Origin of the sequence: Streptomyces sp. NPDC079020 (genome assembly GCF_044542225.1) — a bacterium.
Lineage (GTDB): Bacteria > Actinomycetota > Actinomycetes > Streptomycetales > Streptomycetaceae > Streptomyces.
This window is the reverse complement of record NZ_JBITUB010000012.1, coordinates 220,595-236,961: the sequence shown is the minus strand read 5'-3', so window position 1 is coordinate 236,961 and position 16,367 is coordinate 220,595. Positions and strand designations below refer to the sequence as shown.

Below are 16,367 nucleotides of genomic sequence, written 5' to 3'. Positions count from 1 at the left end.
CGAAAGCGGTGGGGCGGGACCGGTCATCCGGTCCCGCCCCACCGCTCGTGGCGCATCCCCCGGCCCCTGCCCGGGGTCCGAGGGGTGGGGGTGACGGATCAGGCGAAGACGACGCAGGAGGCCGCGGGCGCCTCGATGGAGCCCGCGAACCGCGGGACTCCGGTCTCCGCGTCCACGCCGAACCAGCTCACGTCCCCGGAGTGCTCGTTGGCCGCGTACAGCCACTGGCCCGTGGGGTCGAGGGTGAGGTCGCGCGGCCAGCGGCCGCCACAGCTCACGGTCGCGGCCAGCGCCGCGCTCCCGCCCGCCTCGTCGAGGGTCAGGACCGAGATGCTGTCGTGCCCGCGGTTGGCGGTCCACAGGAAGCGTCCGTCGTGCGAGACCACCACTTCGGACGGGTAGGTACGCACCGTGTCGTCGAAGGACGGGCGCTCGGGCAGGACCGCGATCTCGCCGGCCGGTTCGAGGACCCCGGCGGCCGCGTCCCAGCGGCAGACCGTGACGGTCGGCTCCAGCTCGTTGAGCACATAGGCGTGGGCGCCCCCGGGGTGGAAGGCCATATGACGCGGCCCGGTGCCCGGCCGCAGCGCCGTCTCGCCGTGCAGGCTCAGTGCCCCGGTCCCCGGATCCAGGGCGCAGACGCGTACGGAGTCGGTGCCGAGGTCCACACTGAGCACCCATGCGCCCGAGGGGTCGGCGAGCACCTGGTGGGCGTGCGGGGCCTTCTGACGGGCCGTGTCCGGACCGCTGCCCTCGTGCTGGAGCACGGAGGCCGCCTCCCCGAGCGACCCGTCGGCCCGTACCGGCAGCGCGGTGACGCTGCCCGAGCCGTAGTTGGCGGTGACCAGGTGGCCGCCGGCGAGCGCGAGGTGGGTGGGAGCCTCACCGTTCACCTCTTGGATCCCGCCGAGGAGCCGCGGTACGTTGCCGCTGATGTCCAGGGCGGCAGCCGTGCCCCGGGTCGTCTCGCCGACCGCGTACAGGGCGCTGCCGCCCGGCCCCGGGCCCAGCCCGACAGCGAGGAACGAGGGGTCCGGCACGGCGTCCGTGGACCCGAGCACCCTCAGTGCGCCGGTGTCGCGGTCCACGGCGACGGCGGTGATGCCCGGCCCCCCGTTCGAGGTGAACGATCCTATGAATGCCCGCCCGGCGCTGTCGCCGCCCATCGCGCTACCCCTTTTCACCGTTCGTCGCGATCTTCACGGCCGACGGTAGCAGGCAGCGTCCAGCCGGTCTGGACCAATCGTGGGCCGAATCCCTGGGACGTGGGCTCTCCGGCCCACGCCACCGCTTGCGTACCGGTTCGCTCCACGGGAGGGCGAACCGGGGCCGGGGGGGCGGGGAAGGGCCAGGGGAAGGGGCAGGGGCAGGGCAGGGTCAGGCGGGGACGAGCGGTGCCCGCGGTGAGCTGCGCAGTGGCGCGGCGAGATCCGCCAGCACGCCCTCCAGGGCATGCAGATGTACGAGCGCGGCCTCGGCCCCCGGGTGGTGGTGCGGCGCCTGGAGGGGTACGGCCGGCCGGTCCCTACGGGGCTGTCCGGGCGGCGCCAGGGCCAGCAGGGCGGCCTCCACCCGGTGGCAGGCGGCGGTGAGACGCGCGTCGTGGGAGGCGTCCGGGTCGGCGGCCACGGAAGCGAGACCGCGCACCTCGCGGGCGCACGAGTCGAGCAGGTCCAGGACCCGGCGGGCGCGGACCTTGCGGGCGCGCAGCGGGCTGAGGGGGTGGACGAGCGGGGCGAGGGAGAGCCTGGCCCGGCCCAGCAGCAGTTCCAGCTCCGCGGCGAGCGGTGCGGGGTCGGCGTGCTGGTCACCGGCCAGCCGCATCGCCGCCGCGCCGGTGCAGCGGTGCACGCAGTTCAGGGCCCGCTGTATCCAGGCCTCGGTGGTGGCATGCGTGGTGACGGGCAGGATCAGCGCGACCCCGAGGGCCGCGCCGAGGGCCCCGGCGGCGGTCTCCTCGAAGCGGAGCCACAGCAGCCCGGGGTTCAGGACACCGAGGAGTCCGTAGAGCAGTCCGGCCATGACGGTCACGAAGAAGGTCATCCAGCTGTACGAGGGGGCCGCCGTGTAGAAGATCCCGAAGACGCAGACGGCGACGAGGGCGGCGGTGGGCGCGGGTGCCCCGTGCAGCGGTACGGCGACGAGCAGCCCGACGCCGATGCCCGCGACGGTCCCGATGACCCGGCGGAAGCCCCGGACCAGCGTCTCGCCGCGCGAGGCGGTGTTGACGAAGATCCACCAGGCGGTGCCGACCGCCCAGTACCAGCGGTCCGGGGAGAGCAGCAGCCCCACCACGAGCGCGATCCCGCAGGCCGCGGTGGCCTGGAGGGCCTGCCGGGTGGTGGGCCTGGCGAGGCCGCGCCCGGTGAGGGGCGCGGGCTGGGCGGGCGGCGGGATGCGGCGCTCGACGCACCAGAGGCCGAACCGGACCGCGCAGGAGGCCGCGACGGCCAGCGCCACCGCTGCGTACAGCTCGGGCAGCTGACCCGGGACGGCGTGCAGGAACTGGGTGCTGAAGAACATCATGAAGCCGAAGATGCCCAGGGCGTGGCCACGTGGGCCCCAGCGGCGCGCGTACACCCCGGCGAAGACGACGGCCAGCCAGCAGACGGCCCGCAGCAGGGGCTGGCCGTGCAGGGTGCTCGCCAGGGCGAGGACCGGGAAGCCGGCCACGGGCAGCAGCAGGGTGGTGACCGCCTGCCCGCGGACGGTGGGGTCACCGACCGTGAACAGTGCCAGGAGCGCGGCGAGACCTCCGGTGATGGAGGCGGTGAGGGACAGACCGGCCAGTTCGGCCGCGGTCACGGCCAGGCCGATGCCGAGCACGGCGCGCAGGGAGACCCGCAGTCGCACAAGCCCCGGATCCGGGGCCACGAACATCCTCTTCACGACGGTCGGACCGCCCCCTTCGGCTGGAGAACACCCTCTTCTGCATGGCAAAGGCGCCGCGGAACCGGAAGCGGCTTCGTCGCCGTCCGGCGCTGCGCGGCGCCATCTATCGGCAAAGGAAAGCACTTGTCAGGACAGTGGCCCAAATCGACCGGATAGCACTGTGCCATTGGTACAGTCGAGGCCCGTATCGAGCAACCAGGAAGAAGCCAACGGACCATGGCGGTGGACGCCCTCGACACCCGCATCCTGCGGCTGCTCATCGAGCAGCCGCGCACCAGCGTGCGTGAGTACGCGCGCATCCTGGGGGTGGCCCGCGGCACTCTGCAGGCCCGGCTCGACCGGCTGGAGCGGGACGGAGTGATCACGGGCACCGGCCCGGCCCTCTCCCCGGCGGCGCTCGGCCACCCGGTCCTGGCCTTCGTCCATCTGGAGGTCACCCAGGGGCATCTGGACGATGTGGGTGACGCGCTCGCCGCCGTCCCCGAGATCATCGAAGCGTTCTCCACCACCGGCGGCGGGGATCTGCTGACGCGGGTGGTGGCCCGGGACAACGGGCATCTGGAGGATGTGATCCAGCGGCTGATCCAGCTTCCCGGGGTGGTCCGGACACGGACCGACGTGGCGCTGCGCGAGCGGGTGGCGCACCGGGTCCTGCCGCTGGTGGAAGCCGTGGGGCGGGCAGCAGCGGCCGACGACTGACCCGAGGTCGCGCCCCCTCGGCGCCGGTCGGTCCGGGGCGGCCCCGTCCACGATCTGCCGATCCGTCATCTTCCGGCCACTCCTGATGACGGCCGGAGCGGCCTACGGGGCATTCGCGGTCCTACAGACCGATATCCTGACCGGGTCGCGCGTCCCACCCCTGACCCGCTCCCGAAAAGTGCGAAGAGGGGCGGGTCCCACGACAGTCGGAACGGGCCACAATTCGAGATTGGTGCACAGGTGCTGGTAGCTGGTCGGTACCGGTTGGTATCCCCCATCGGTCGTGGCGGCATGGGCGAGGTATGGCGTGCCACGGACGAGGTGCTGGGCCGGGCCGTGGCCGTGAAGCTGCTGCTGGGAGACCACGCGGACGCCTCGTCGACGGCTCGCTTCCGCATGGAGGCGCAGACCGCCGCCCGGCTGAGCCACCCTCATCTGGTCGCCGTGTTCGACTTCGGTGCCTGGGAGGGCCGCTTCTATCTGGTGATGGAACTGGTCGAGGGCCGGAGCCTGAGCGACGTACTCGCCACACAGGAGACCGTTCACCCCGAGCAGGTGGCCCTGATCGCAGGTCAGGCGGCCGCGGGACTGGCCGCCGCACACCGTCAGGGCATCGTCCACCGGGACATCAAGCCCGGCAACCTGATGCTGGACGCGGAAGGGTCGGTGAAGATCGGCGACTTCGGGATAGCCCAGTTCGTCGACGATCCCTCCACCGCGTTGACGACGGCCGGTCACATCGTGGGCACCAGCCTCTACTTGGCACCGGAACGCGCGCTGGGCCGTACGGCCGACTCCGCCTCCGACATGTACTCCCTCGGCTGCGTCATCTACCAACTCCTGCTGGGCCAGCCGCCGTTCCGCTCCGACACCGCGACCGCGACGCTCTACCAGCATGTCGACACGGCGCCGGTGCCGCTCAGACAGCGGGGCGTGGACATCTCCGCCGCGTTCGACTCGTTCCTGCTGGGGCTGCTCGCGAAGCAGCCCGAGGACCGGCCGAGCGCCCAGCAGGTCTCCGACTGGTTCCGCACCGACGCCTGGCGCGGCCACCCCGAGCCCCTGCCGATGCAGACGCAGCCCGCCCCGCGGACGTCCCGCCCCGCCCCGGTCTCGCCGTCACCGGTGGCTCCGGCCGCGCCGGCCGCTCCTGCGGGCCCCGCGACCTACCGGCTCCCGCAGCCCACGGGCAGAAGGCGCAGCACCTCGAACAGAGCCGCGCCCGCCCGTCGGCGCAGCGCGCGCGAGGCGATCAAGCGGCGTCCGCGGGTGGCGAGCGCCATCGCGGGAACGGCGACTTTCCTGGCCGCGGTGTATCTGGGGATGGTCCTGTTCTCGCCGGACTCCAGTTCGGCCGGCACACCCGACTCCGGGCCCGGTTCCGGTCCGGCCCCGACGGCGGGCTCCGACGCACCGGCACAGGGCGACGCGGACGGCGACCGCTCCACCGGGAGCGGCCCGGCGCAGAACCAGCAGAACCAGCCTCCGCAGAGCCAGTCCCCGCAGAATCAGGCTCCGCATGACGTGTCGGCCGAAAACGGCGGACAGCCTCAGGACGGCGGACAGCAGGGCAAGGGCCACGGGCGGCAGCAGGGCAAGGGGAACAACGACGGGCACGACGGGGACGAGGAGGACGGGGAGGACTGAAGCGCGGGGCGCGCACCGTCCGTCCGGCGTACGGCCGTCCGGCGTACGGCCGTTCGTCTACCGCGGCTGTGTCGCGATCTGGATCAGGTTGCCGCAGGTGTCGTCGAGGACGGCGGTGGTGACAGGGCCCATCTCCAGGGGCTCCTGGGTGAAGCGGACACCGAGGCCGGTCAGCCGTTCGTACTCCGCCCGTACGTCGTCGACGGCGAACTGGGCGAGGGGGATGCCGTCCTCGACGAGCGCGTCGCGGTAGGTCCTGGCCGCCGGGTGACCCGCGGGCTCCAGCAGGAGTTCGGTACCGCCGGGCTCCTCGGGCGAGACGACGGTCAGCCACCGGTCCTTCTCCCCCAGCGGGACGTCGTGCTTCTTCACGAAGCCGAGGACTTCGGTGTAGAAGCGCAGGGCCTCGGCCTGGTCGTCGACGAAGACGCTGGTCAGATGGATCTTCATGGGGCGCTCTTCTCCGGTCCGGATGTGTCGGGCACGGGCCAACGCTCGGCGATCCGCCGCAGCGGGGCGGTGTTCAGGTCATGGAATTTGCAGCGGCCCTCCCGCCTGGTCCCGACGAGGCCGGCGGCCTCCAGCACGGCGAGGTGCTGGGAGACGCCCTGGCGCGAGATCCCGAGCTGATGCTTCGAGCTCAGGCGCGCGCAGATCTCGAACAGCGTCTGTCCTGACTTCTCCGCGAGCTCGTCCAGGATGGTGCGGCGGGTGGGGTCGGCCAGGGCTTTGAATATGTCGTCGGCCACGGCCCCAGAATAGGCAAACGTTCACTTGCCTATCAAGTCGGGGAACACCGCGTCGCGGGCCGTCCCCGGCAGCACCCGTGCCGGAGACGCCGGGGACGCCGTTCGGGCGGGCGGCAGGGACCGGCCGCCCGCCCGAGCACGGCTCAGCCGGTGGTGACGCGGACGTAGTCGACGACGAGTCGCTGCGGGAACGTGGTGTTCCCGTCGGGGTCGCCGGGCCAGTAGCCGCCGACCGCGAGGTTGAGGATCAGGAAGAACGGCTTGTTGAACACCCACTGCTTTCCGCCGAGGTCGGCCGGTGTGCGCCGCTGGTACACCGTGCCGTCCACGGACCAGGTCACGGAGTCCGGGGCCCAGTCCACGGCGAAGGTGTGGAAGTCGTCGGCGAAGGCGGCCCCGCCCGGGAGGGTGTAGCCGGCACCGATGCCTCCCGAGCCGGAGTAGCCGGGGCCGTGCAGGGTGCCGTGGACCGTGCCCGGTTCGAAGCCGACGTTCTCCATGACGTCGATCTCACCGCTGTTGGGCCAGCCGACACTGCCGATGTCGTCGCCGAGCATCCAGAACGCGGGCCACATGCCCTGACCGCGCGGCACCTTCATCCTGGCCTCGACATGGCCGTACGCCGTGGTGAACCTGCCGGAGGTGTTGAGCCGGGCCGAGGTGTACTGGCAGGTGCCGTACCAGCACTGGTAGTTGGCGGGATTCTCCTTGCGGGCCGTGATGACGAGATTGCCCTGACCGTCGAGTGCGGCGTTGTCGCTGCCCGCGGTGTAGAACTGCCGCTCGTGGTTGTTGACGTTGTCCCCGGTCTCGATCTGCCACTTGCCGCCGTTCACGGCGGACCCGGCCGGGCCGTCGAAGTCGTCGGAGAAGGTGACCGCCGAAGGCGCCGCAGCCGCGTGGGGGACGGCTGGGTGACCCGTGGGCCCGGGGGCGGCTCCGGCGGGCAGGGCCGTCACCAGTGCGGAACAGCAGAGCAGGGAGAGCGCGTACAGGGTGGTGCGGCGGCGCCCGGAGGCGGGCCGCACGGAGTGGCGCGAGAGGTGCACAGTCATCACATCACTTTTGTGTGGGGGTATGCGCATGACAGACACACGCCGAGAGGTGAACGATCTGCGGGGTCACCTCGGGCGTACTTTTCATTACTTGTTTTAAGGGAGCGCTCGAACGGGCGTCAATGGCCTGGTCCAGACCTGAGCGGGATCGGAATACGCCCCTGGCATGTGCGCCTGAACCCGGCGCCTCGTCGGCGTTTCCGGCTCCCTTCCGTCGTGCGGTCCACGGCCCGCGGCGGCACAGTGGAAGAAGGAAGCGCGGGCGGAGGGAGCACGGCGTGGACAACGACGGCACACTTCGGCCCCACTTCGTGGTGCAGATCCACGACGCACGGCGCATGCACTTCGACTTCCGGCTGGAGGTCGGCGGCGTGCTGAAGTCGTGGGCGGTACCCCGGGGCCCCTCCGAGAACCCGAGCGACCGGCGGCTGGCCGTTCCGACGGAGGACCACCCGCTGGAGTACCGCGAGTTCGAAGGGGTCATCCCGCAGGGCGAGTCCGGCAGCGGCACCGTGATCGTGTGGGACCAGGGCACGTACCGCCCGCTCGGTCACGACCAGGAGGGCGCCTCCGTACCGTTCGAGGAGTCACTGTCCCTCGGTCACGCCACGTTCTGGCTGTACGGCACCAAACTGCACGGCGAGTTCGCCCTCACCCGGTTCCGGTTGGGCGACGAGCCGGACGCGGCGGGCCAGGAGGCATGGCTCCTGATCAAGGCCAATGACCGGCTGGCCGTGCGCGACAAGCCCGGCTCGCCCGACCCGTACCACGCCCGGTCGGCACGCACCGGGCGGACGCTGCACCAGGTCGCGGCCGCCGCGCGGGGGCATGGCGGCTGAAACGCGTACCTGGACGCGCGGGGCCCGGACGCGCGGGGGCCCGGACGCCGAGGGCACGGTGCCCAGGGACGGCGCAGTGGACCGCGCGGAGCCTCTACGCGTTGTCGGCGCCCATGAGCTGTGCCAGGACGTCCGTGTAACGGGACCGCCGGTCGGGGCGTGCGTGGGCGGCGGCCCGCCGCAGCGCGGGGACGGCGGCGGCTCCGAAGCGGCCGATGGCCTCGACGGCCGCGCTACGGACGGTGGGCTGCGCGTGGCCCAGAAGTCCGGTCAGCGCGGGGAGCGCCGGTTTCCAGCCCGCGTGGGCGAGTGTCCGGATCGCCATGCGCACCACATCGGGCTGGGGGTCGTCGAGCAGGAACATCGTCTGCCGCGCATGGGTGGAACGGTCCAGCAGAGCGCGCGAGGTCCGGTGGGCGTGCAGACGTACACCGGCCTTCGGGTGGCGCAGCAGGTCGTCGATCAGAGCGCACAGCTCCCGCTCCGGGCCGCCGTGCGTCCCCGGCCGTCCCTCGTCCACCGGCCGCCGGCCGTACTGCTCGGCGAGGAGGGTGAGGGCCCGGCGTATCTCCTCGGGGCTACCGGTGCGGGCCCGGTCGAACAGGTCCCCCGAAGCGGGCGGGGCCCCGGCTTCCTCCGTCGCCGCCGGGGCCGGGGAGCGCAGGGCCTCGAGTGCGGCGGCGTCCTCCCCGGCGGCTCCGGGCCCGCGCAGAGGGCCTTCGACGAGGCGGAGCCGGTCGGCCAGAGCGTCGCGTCCTTCGGTACGCAGGAGTCGCCGGGCCCGGACCAGGGCGGGGGTACGCAGCAGCGGCTGTCCGCAGAGCAGTTCCAGGATGTCCGGGGAGCCCGCGTCGACGCGCTCGCCGAGGAGCTGCGCCAGTACGTCGCCGGGGACTCTGCTCAGTACGTTCCGGGCCTCCGCGCGGAGGCCGGGCGGCCCGCTCTCCCACCACTCCACCACCAGCGGGACGAGCGGTGGCAGGTCCCAGGGGTCCAGCCACCCGGCCATGCGGAGCACCCGGTCCGGGCGGACCCCGTCGCCGCGCAGCTCCGCCTCGCCGACCGTGGCGAACGTACGGGCGAGACCGGCTCCGCCGGCCTCTTCGTCCACCCGGCCGCACAGGAACGCGCGGAGCACGGTGCGGGCGGTCCCGGGCTCGGGCCATGCCCGCAGGGCCTTCGCCGCGGTGTTGCGCCCGCCGCGATCGGGTGCGTCCAGCATGGTCAGCAACCGGGCGCGCAGGGCGGCCGAGCGCGGCTGGTCGAGATCGTCGGAGTGTACGGATCCGGCGGCGGCCGGGGACGTGGCCGCAGGCGCCCGCACCGTCCCGGCTCCCCCGGCCGTCTCGGTGATCGTCCAGGCCGGTGCGTCGAGGGGCTGAAGCTGCTGCATCCAGTCGACGAGGCGGTCGCGCACTCCGGGGCCGGCGTCCGGGTAGGCGACGATCAGTGCGTCCAGGCGTTCCCTGGAGTCCGGGGCGGGGAGGGCGGCGCGGCGGCGGAACTCCTCCAGGGCCCGGGGCGTGCGTACGGCGGCGCTCAACGCGGCCTGCCAGGCGGACAGTTCGCGGGAGGGGGCAGCCCGATCGCCGGATGCGGTCCCTCCGCCGGGGGCGGCCCGGCCGGCGGGGACAGCGGCACGCTCCGGCACGCCGAATGCCTCACGCAGCACCGCGGGCGCGGCCTGCCAGGGGTCGGCTCCGAGGCGGGCAGCGTCGAGGGCCCGGACCAGATCGGCCCGGACCAGCACGGCACCGCACTGCCGGAGCAGGCCCAGAACCTCTGTGCCGCCCCCCGCTCCGAGGGGCAGGGCACGTACCGACTCCACGACGGCGAACCGCTCGACGCCCGACAGCCGCGGCGCCACGGCGGCCAGAACGGCCATGAGTTCCGCGGCGAACTCCTCGGCCACCCCCGGCCGTCCGCCCGCGATCTCGTCGAGCACGGTGGTCAGCACCCCGCCGAACCGGGCGAACGCGGCCACTTCGCCGGATGTCCACGGGCCGGGGCAGAGCCGGAGCACACAGCGCAGCAGCCGCAGCCGGGCGTCGGCGGAACGGGCGCGGGCGGTCAGCCCGAGCCAGTCCTCCAGCAGGGGCCGCAGTTTCCGCAGCTCCTCCAGGCGGTGCGCGTCCAGTGGTTCGGGCCGTGCCGCGATACGCAGGGCGGCGGATGCGTTCCATCCCCCGGTCAGCAGGAGCGCGACGTCGAAGCCGTCTGCGTCGCCCGGCCCGCAGGCGCGTGCGGCAGCGGCCCCGGGGGTACGTGTGGCAGGGGGTGTGACACCGTGCCTCGACATGGGCTCCGCCAGCTCCTCGGCGGAGCCCGACGCCAGACGGACGCCGCCCGAGGACACCAGGCCGAGCAACGCCGGAACGACCGCAGACACCTGGGCGTCCAGGGCCAGGACCGCGCGCGCGGTGAGTACGCCGTCGAGGCCCGCCAGCAGGAGTCCGCGGGTGCGCCGGTCCTCGCTCTGTTCGGCGGCGGCGAGCAGGGTGGCCGCGTAGGCGTCCCCGAGGATCGTGCGCAGCGCCTCGACGAGTGCGGTACGCAGGCCCGGATTGTCGTGCCTGGCCAGCCAGTGGAGCAGCCGGGGCACGGCCGCCGGTCCGCCCGCGCGGACCAGGACGGAGGCGGCGGTCTTCTTGATGTTCATGTTCGGGTGGTCGAGGCAGGCGGCGACCGCCACGGCCGCCCAGCGTGCCCGTGCGTGCCCGAGGGCCAGCAGCGCCTGGCGGACGGTCCTGATGTCCCCGGACCCGGTCAGCACGGTCAGCGTCGCCGAAAGAGCCTGTGCGTCGTCCTCCTGGGCATCGCGTGCCAGCAGGGCGATCACCTGTTTGCGTACGTCCGGGTCCCGGCTGCGCAGCAAGGGGTGCACACGCGCCCGGACGTTCACCACGTCCGGCACCCGGAGCAGCGATCTCAGCACCACCGCCTGCTCACCGCCGGACAGCGCGGGGCGCTCCAGCAGGTCCAGTGCCATCGTGGCGACGAGGCAGTGGCCCGCCTCCCGCTCGTCCGCCGCGTCGAGCAGACAGACGGGCCGGATGCGCCGCCGCTGGTGGAGGCGCTGCCCCAGGGCGTGCACCGCGTCCAGGACTTCCTGCGGCAGCTCGGGTTCGCCGGGCGGGCGGGCCGCGTCGGGGCCGGACGCGGCGGAGCCCTCGGCCGGGGGGGACGCGAGGTCGCGCACGATGCGCAGGAGCAGGTCGGCGATGACGGGCAGGGTTCGGGTACCCGCGCCGCCGTGCTCCGCCAGCCGGCACAGCTCCGCCACGGGTTCGTCCGGGGCGGGCCGGGAGCGCAGGAGGGCGAGTTCCGCCTCGTCGGGCCCGCCCAGGTCGGCCGCGATGCGGCCGGGCAGATCGGTGGGGTCGAGCCGTACGAGGACGCGCTCGCGTTCCTCCGGTTCCCGGCTCAGGTGCCACAGGATCTCCAGGGCCCGGTTCCGTACGCCCCGCAGCGACGGCACGATGGTGCCCGTCTCCCCGCCCGTGACGGTGACCCCGTCACCGTCACCGAGGGGGTGCAGACCGAGGCCTTCGGAGAGCACCCGGACCGTACGGCTGCCGCCGATGGCCTCCAGTGCGCCGAGGGCCGCCGCGGGCGCGGTGGGCAGGAGCGCGATCACCGCCTCCTCGGCATCCACGTGGCGCAGCGTGCGAATCGCGTCGAGGAACGGTCCGGGCGCGGGAGCCGCCGGGAGCCGTCCGGTGATGGTCTCCCCGATCGGCAGTTCCGGTGCCCCCTGACCGGCCAGGGCGACGAGGAGGTCGAGGCGGCGGGGCCAGCCCGGGTCACCGTCCGGCGCGTCGGCCAGGGCCTCGTACATCGCCCGGCGGCAGGTGTAGAGCACCGTGGCGACATCACGCGAGGGGATCGAGTGGTCGGCCAGGGCCAGCCCGACGAGGGGCCGGACATCGCGTTCCGCCGGGAAGTGCCCGCGCCGGTGCAGCCCGCGCAGACAGGTGAGCACCGGCCCGGCGAACAGCAGGGGGTCCTGCGCGGCCACTGCCAGGAGTCCGCTGATGTCCTCGCGTTCCGCGGACGCGCCCAGGAGTTCCAGGGCACGCCCGCGCAGGACGGACGGCAGGTCCGGGTCCTGGGTCACCTGCCGAAGGAGGGCGCCGTGTCCGTGCCGGGCGGCGGTGGTGAGCGCGGCCGCCGCGGCCCCCGGCCTCCCGGTGGCGGCGTCCGCGGTGAGGAACGGGGCCAGGAGCGACCGCTCCACCGGCAGCATCGCCGCCCAGGGCTCGGCGAGTTCGTCCAGTGCGCCAGCCGCGACCCCGGCGTCGGCCGCGTCGAGCAGCGCAACCAGCCGGGCGCGTACGGTCGCGGGAGCGAGCAGTCCGGTGTGCAGCCCCTGCCGGGCCAGCCGCAGGGCCTCCGCCCGGAGCACCGGGTCCCGGCTGCCGGCCAGCTCGGCCACGAGGTGCGCGGGCCTGTGGGCGCTCATGAGGTCGCTGCCGCGCACGGCCTGGTACAGCAGCTCTCCGGGGGTGCCGTCGCGGATGATCGCGGGGTCGGTGAGGACCTCGGCCCGGAGCCAGGCGACCCGTACCGGCACCGGCAGACCCGCGCTCCGCCAGTCCGGCCACCGCTCGGGAGACAGCCGCGGCCCGAGGTGTGCGCACAGTCCGGCCAGGACGAGCGACTCCTCCGGCGAACCGGACAGGACCCGGGGCAACAGCGCCACCAGGCCGTCCCGTTCGGCCGCACCGGGATCGCCCGCGCCACGCGGGGACGCCGTCACCCGCTCCGCGAGCAGCGTGAGCCCCAGATGCCGCACCCGGGCGCTCCCGTGCCGGACGAGGCGTCCGAGGACGTCGGGCCCGCAGCCGCCCGCTCCGAGGAGCCGGGCCAGCCGGGCGGCGTCGGCCCGGCGGAGAGCGTCCTGGATCTGTTCGTCCGGAGGTGTCGTCACGACCGGATATTACGGGACACCCTTCACGGGCTGTCCCGTCCGGGACCGTCCGCGGAACGCACGGCGACTCGGGCCGCCAGCCGCTCACGCAGCAGCGTCAGCCGGGCGATCTCCGCGTCGATGGCGGCGAGCCGTCGCGCCGCGACTCCCGCGCTCCCGCCGCCTTCCCCCGCGTCCGCGGGGACTCCGCACCGCTGCGGCAAGGGGGCGTCCAGCAGCGAGTCGAGATGGCCGGCACAGCCGCGTACGTCCTCGACCGTCAGCCCGAGGGCCAGCAGTTCCCGGACGACTCCGATCCTGGCGATGTCGCGCGCACCGTACTCGCGCTGGCCCGTGGCGGTGCGCGGCGGAGGAGGGGGCAGACCCCGTTCCTCGTAGAACCGGAGGGCCCTCGGTGTGGTCCCCGCCGCTGCCGCCGCGTCACCGATCCGCATCCGCCACCCCCGACTGGCTCACCGGCACCGGCCGTCCACGCGCGCCCGGCGGAGGTGTAGGTGTACGTGAAGACGCACACCTACACCTCGACGACCACCATCCCGAAGTGGCGGCCACCGATCACCTCGTGCAACGCCCGTGCGGCGTTGTCCATGCCCTGAATCCGTACATGGGGAAAGGTGATCTTCCCCGAGCGCAGCCACCGGCCGAATTCGCGGTCCCACTCCGAGCGGACTCCCTGGAGGTCGAGGCCGCCGAAGCCCCGCATCGTGATCCGCTTGACGATGACCTCGAACAAGTCGATCTCGACCGGGGCCGAGTCACCCCTGCTCCCTTCGGCCAACTGCCCGGACAGCGCGCCGACCAGCACGAACCGCGCACCCGGGCGGGCCACCGCGACGGCGGCCCGGAGCTGTTCGCCTCCGACCATGTCGATGAACACGTCGATGCCGTCGGGCGCCGCCTCGGCCAGCCGGGCGGCGAACGGGGCGCCGGGTTCCCGCAGGACGGCCGCGTCGTAGCCGAGACTCTCCGTCATCCGGTGCGCCTTCTCCGCCGAACCGGTGCTTCCGATGACCCGGCCCGCGCCCAGGAGCCCCGCGAGCTGTCCCGCCATCGAGCCGACCGCACCGGCCCCACCGGACACGAACACCGTTTCGCCGGGGCGGAGTCCGGCGCCCCGCGTGAGTGCCGCGTACGCGAGGGGTCCTTCGGAGAGATGAGCCGCCGGGTCGGGCAGCTCGTCACCGAGCAGGGTGTATCCGCCGGCCGGGACCACGGCGTACTCCCGCCAGCCCAGCCAGTGCGACACCCATGCGCCGGTCCGAGGGGCCCCCGTCCGCGCACCGTCGCCGTCGAGTTCCTCCGGCCCGTTCCCCTCTTCCCCGCCCCTGGCCACCACCTCGCCGACCGCCGCCCCGAACAGCGGTTCACCGGGCCGGATACCGGGGAAGGGGGCGCCCTCCACACCGCCGGCGATGACCGTGCGAAGTGCCGGGAAGACCTGGAAGTACCGGTTCCGCACCAGCACTTCACCCGCGCCCAGCCGCGGGATCACCGTCTCCGCGACCCGGAAGTGCTCGGGGCGAGGCAGCCCCTCGGGAACGGAGACGAGCCGCACTTCCCTCGACGTTCGGGCGACCGGTGAGGCGGCGGAGGCGTGGGGCGTGCGGCGGTCCTGCGGGGAGCCGGAGTCGTGAGGGGTGTCGGTGGCGGAGGGCGGTCCGGGCAGGATCGGCTGGTCGGCGGGCATGGCGGTCTCCTCGTCTGCCGTCTTTCCTCCGGCCGTCCGGCCCGGAGGCACCTGGACGGTAACCCCTCACCCGTACGTCAAGGGCAAGCACCGGCCACATCCGGCCCGGTGGTGTCCGGCTGTCCGGCTGTCCGGCTGTCCGGCTGTCCGGCGGACGGAAATCCGTCTCTTCACCGGCCGGTCCGGCGAGTACCAGTACGGGACCGGCCAAGGAGTTGGCTACCGCCGCGCCGGAACACGCCTCATGTGGCGTGTGGCGTCACTCTGGTCAACACCTGCCCCCTGCGTCACGGCCGGATCGCGTCCTACCAAAACCCTCACGCGGTCCGGACCCTGAAAACCATGGGGTACACCGAGAACGCCGCGCCCGCCCCGTACCACCCCGACGACGCTCCGCAGTCCGTACGCGAGGGAGCCACCGCTCCCCCTCCGCCGGCACCGCCCGAATGCCCGCAGTGCGAACTCCCGCAGGACCGCTACCCCACCCTCCATCCGCAGGCATGGGTGCTGCTGGAACCCGGCATCACCGTCCCCTCCCACACCGTGCCGCCCCGGCGGCGGTGGCTCATCACCACGGACGGCGTCGCCTGGAACACCTGGGACGCGGAGCCGGTCCCGGGCGCGCGGTGCCGGATCGCCCACCACATGGTCTGTCCGTGGCTCGAAGCCGATGATCTCTGGCCATGGGCGACCGCGCTGCGGCAGGAGAACGTGCGCCGGGCGCAGCGTCTCTTCAACCTGCCGGACGCGGGCTGAGGCCAGGCCGCTCGCGCTCGCCACCGACGAGCGCGAGCGGCTTCCCTACGCCTTGCGGAGCCGGGCGACGATGCCGTCCAGGTCCCGCTGGAACAGATCGGGGCGGACGAAGTGCCCACCGGGGACCTCGTGCCACTCGTGCGGGATACCGGCGGCGCCGAGTCCGCCCCGGAACTCCCGCTGCCCGGCGAGCACCTGTGTCTCGTTGACCCGGTCGAACCAGTTGACCGGATCGGGGCTGGTGCCCGCGACCAGGAAGACCCGCTTGTTCCGGTAGCTCTCGATGCGCTGCACGGGGTTGTCGGCGCTGACCCTGGCCTCGTCCCACAGCGGCGCTCCGTAGACCGTGCCGCCGCCCAGTTCCACGGCCGCGGAGGAGACGTTGGCCCAGTGCGTGACGAGACCCGCGTCGCGGCGCAGGCTGGCAGGCCCGGAGTGGGCGCTCACCGAGGCGAAGTGACCGTAGTACTTGGCCGCGTACTTCAGCGCGCCGAAGCCGCCCATCGAGAATCCGGAGACCGCGCGGCCGTCGTACTCGGCATAGGTGCGGAAGTTGGCGTCGATCCACGGGAGCAACTGCGCGATATGGAACGTCTCCCAGTTCCGGGGGCCGACGTTGGAGCTCACCGGGTTGGAGTACCAGCCCGCGTGGCCGCCGTCGGGCATCACGACGATGACCGGCTTCCCGGCGGTCCAGGCACGGATGCCCATACGGTCGAAGGTGATGAAGTCCTGGTCCGTACCGCCGCCGTGGAAGAGGTACAGGACCGGGTAGCGGCGCCCGCCGGTGTGGTATCCGTCGGGGAGCAGGACGTTGACTCCAGGATCCCAGCCGATCGCGTCGGTAGCGAAGCGGTAGTACCACATGCGGGGATCGCTCTCGTTGTGGTCCACGATCCGCAGCCCGAAGCCGTCGCCCGCCGCACTGGCCGCGGAGGCCGAGGCCAGGACCCCGCCTGCGCCCAGAGCCGTCGCCGCGGTGATTCCGCCGATGGCCCTGATGACACTTCTGCGGCTGGGACTGTGGGAACTGTGATGGCTCAACTTGATCTCCTGGTCTGGAGGTTATGGGGGGAATCACGTTCACCGGACGCCGGGGCACCGGGCACCGGG

General features: G+C 73.3%; 13 protein-coding genes. 4 read left to right on the top strand and 9 right to left on the bottom strand.

The window, feature by feature from the left end; translation table 11 throughout:
• Positions 1–98: 98 nt before the first annotated feature.
• Both ACIGJO_RS25340 and ACIGJO_RS25335 read right to left on the bottom strand, forming a co-directional pair.
• Positions 99–1,166, bottom strand: a complete 1,068-nt coding sequence (locus tag ACIGJO_RS25340) for a lactonase family protein (protein WP_399961674.1) — start codon at positions 1,164–1,166, stop codon at positions 99–101.
• Positions 1,167–1,377: 211 nt separating this feature from the next.
• Entirely contained in the window at positions 1,378–2,880 is a 1,503-nt protein-coding gene (locus ACIGJO_RS25335) for an FUSC family protein (protein WP_399961744.1), read from the bottom strand.
• 228 nt (positions 2,881–3,108) lie between these two features.
• Between ACIGJO_RS25335 and ACIGJO_RS25330 the strand changes: the two genes are divergently transcribed.
• Together ACIGJO_RS25330 and ACIGJO_RS25325 are read left to right on the top strand one after the other, a co-directional pair.
• Positions 3,109–3,591 (top strand): Lrp/AsnC family transcriptional regulator, encoded by a 483-nt coding sequence (locus ACIGJO_RS25330; RefSeq protein WP_399961672.1) that lies wholly within the window; start codon positions 3,109–3,111, stop codon positions 3,589–3,591.
• Between the two features lie 291 nt (positions 3,592–3,882).
• Entirely contained in the window at positions 3,883–5,238 is a 1,356-nt protein-coding gene (locus tag ACIGJO_RS25325; protein ID WP_399961669.1) for a serine/threonine-protein kinase, read from the top strand.
• Positions 5,239–5,295: 57 nt separating this feature from the next.
• Here ACIGJO_RS25325 and ACIGJO_RS25320 read toward each other — a convergent pair whose 3' ends face one another.
• The 3 genes from ACIGJO_RS25320 to ACIGJO_RS25310 all read right to left on the bottom strand — a co-directional run bounded on the left by ACIGJO_RS25320 (position 5,296) and on the right by ACIGJO_RS25310 (position 7,042).
• Positions 5,296–5,688 carry a VOC family protein gene (locus ACIGJO_RS25320; protein ID WP_399961667.1) on the bottom strand — a complete coding sequence of 131 codons (393 nt, stop codon included), beginning with the start codon at positions 5,686–5,688 and terminating at the stop codon, positions 5,296–5,298.
• Positions 5,685–5,987: an ArsR/SmtB family transcription factor gene (locus ACIGJO_RS25315; protein ID WP_399961665.1), complete on the bottom strand. Its 303-nt coding sequence runs from the start codon at positions 5,985–5,987 to the stop codon at positions 5,685–5,687. The genes ACIGJO_RS25320 and ACIGJO_RS25315 overlap by 4 nt, the downstream gene beginning before the upstream one ends.
• A 143-nt stretch (positions 5,988–6,130) precedes the next feature.
• A complete protein-coding gene (locus ACIGJO_RS25310) occupies positions 6,131–7,042 on the bottom strand; it encodes a family 16 glycosylhydrolase (RefSeq protein WP_399961663.1) in 912 nt (303 codons plus the stop codon).
• Positions 7,043–7,320: 278 nt separating this feature from the next.
• On the opposite strand from ACIGJO_RS25310, the gene ACIGJO_RS25305 reads away from it, so the two are divergent.
• Complete coding sequence (locus ACIGJO_RS25305; RefSeq protein ID WP_399961661.1) at positions 7,321–7,881, top strand: DNA polymerase ligase N-terminal domain-containing protein; 561 nt, start codon at positions 7,321–7,323, stop codon at positions 7,879–7,881.
• A gap of 94 nt (positions 7,882–7,975) precedes the next feature.
• Here ACIGJO_RS25305 and ACIGJO_RS25300 read toward each other — a convergent pair whose 3' ends face one another.
• The 3 genes from ACIGJO_RS25300 to ACIGJO_RS25290 all read right to left on the bottom strand — a co-directional run bounded on the left by ACIGJO_RS25300 (position 7,976) and on the right by ACIGJO_RS25290 (position 14,498).
• The gene (locus ACIGJO_RS25300; protein WP_399961659.1) at positions 7,976–12,811 is read right to left on the bottom strand and encodes a HEAT repeat domain-containing protein; all 4,836 of its coding nucleotides are present in this window, start codon (positions 12,809–12,811) and stop codon (positions 7,976–7,978) included.
• A 23-nt stretch (positions 12,812–12,834) separates the two neighbouring features.
• Positions 12,835–13,245 (bottom strand): MerR family transcriptional regulator, encoded by a 411-nt coding sequence (locus tag ACIGJO_RS25295; protein ID WP_399961657.1) that lies wholly within the window; start codon positions 13,243–13,245, stop codon positions 12,835–12,837.
• An 80-nt stretch (positions 13,246–13,325) separates the two neighbouring features.
• Complete coding sequence (locus ACIGJO_RS25290) at positions 13,326–14,498, bottom strand: MDR family NADP-dependent oxidoreductase (RefSeq protein WP_399961655.1); 1,173 nt, start codon at positions 14,496–14,498, stop codon at positions 13,326–13,328.
• A gap of 342 nt (positions 14,499–14,840) precedes the next feature.
• Between ACIGJO_RS25290 and ACIGJO_RS25285 the strand changes: the two genes are divergently transcribed.
• On the top strand, positions 14,841–15,254 hold the full coding sequence (locus ACIGJO_RS25285) for a DUF6083 domain-containing protein (RefSeq protein ID WP_399961653.1): 414 nt from the start codon (positions 14,841–14,843) through the stop codon (positions 15,252–15,254).
• A gap of 45 nt (positions 15,255–15,299) precedes the next feature.
• On the opposite strand, the gene ACIGJO_RS25280 is transcribed toward ACIGJO_RS25285, so the two are convergent.
• A complete protein-coding gene (locus tag ACIGJO_RS25280) occupies positions 15,300–16,298 on the bottom strand; it encodes an alpha/beta hydrolase family protein (protein WP_266928903.1) in 999 nt (332 codons plus the stop codon).
• Positions 16,299–16,367 lie beyond the last annotated feature (69 nt).